Origin of the sequence: Halococcus salifodinae DSM 8989, from assembly GCF_000336935.1 — an archaeon.
Classification (GTDB): Archaea; Halobacteriota; Halobacteria; order Halobacteriales; family Halococcaceae; genus Halococcus; species Halococcus salifodinae.
In genome coordinates, this window is sequence record NZ_AOME01000011.1 from 1 (window position 1) to 1,034 (window position 1,034).

The 1,034-nt window shown below is 60.7% G+C and carries 1 protein-coding gene; it reads left to right on the plus strand.

Features of this window, described 5'->3' with window-relative positions; all coding sequences use genetic code 11:
* A partial coding sequence (locus tag C450_RS01040) for a DNA cytosine methyltransferase (RefSeq protein WP_005038907.1) occupies nt 1–1,034 on the plus strand: 1,034 nt, incomplete at both ends.

Consider the following 1,034-nt stretch of genomic DNA (forward strand, 5'->3'; position numbering starts at 1 on the left):
GACAAGGCAGCCCGAAGTGGCCCGACCCGACCCACAGCGAGAACGGGGAGACACCCGGAACAGAACCGTGGCGGCCAGCAGCGGAGATCATCGACTGGTCCGAGCGAGGCGAGAGCATCTGGGGCCGTGATCGCCCGCTCGTCCAGAATACGATGCAGCGAATCGCGGAGGGTATCCGCCGGCATAGCGACGATGCTATCGAGCCGTTCGCGAACGCCGTCGCAGAACTGGGGAAAGCCGACGTCGAGGCACTACAGGAAAACGCTGTCGAGATTACCGAGCCCGGTACGCTAGAGACTGCCGTTGGGCGGCATACTGACCCGTTCCTCGTGAAATACTCCGGAATCCCAACGGGAGAGGAAGGAACTACGTCAGTCGATACAACCACGGTCGACAGCCAGCAGTTCGGCCTCTGTAGTCCGTACCTGCTCGGTCAGCAGTCCCATGCACGGCCGAAGAACGTCAGCGAGGCACCCGTCCCAACCATCGCAACGCGAGGAGCGATCAGCATGGTCGAGCCCCGCGCACGCTCGTTCATACTGCCACGCAACGGTGCGTACCGTGGCCTCCACAGCAACGCTACCTACGAACCGGATGAGCGACCGCTGCACACGGTGACGGCGAAAAATCATGACGGACACTTGGTAACCCCATATCTCGTCCCGTACTACAGCGAGCGTGAAGGGCAGACACCACGAACGCACGACATCGCAGAGCCACTACCAACGGTGACGGCAACCGGTTCGGATCCATATCTCGCCCAGCCGTTCCTCGTTGAGTATTACGGGAATGGTGGCGCGCAGCCAGTCGGAGACCCAATACCGACTATCACCACGAAAGACAGATTCGCGTTGATCTGTCCTGAAGCCTTCCCGTGGGGGTTGGATATTCGCTTTCGGATGCTCCAACCACGTGAACTCGCGGCGGCGATGGGCTTCTCCAAGAACTACGAGATCGCCGGCAACAAGACCGAGACCACCAAGCAAATCGGGAACGCAGTCCCCGTGAACCTTGCCACAGCGCTGTGTGAACAG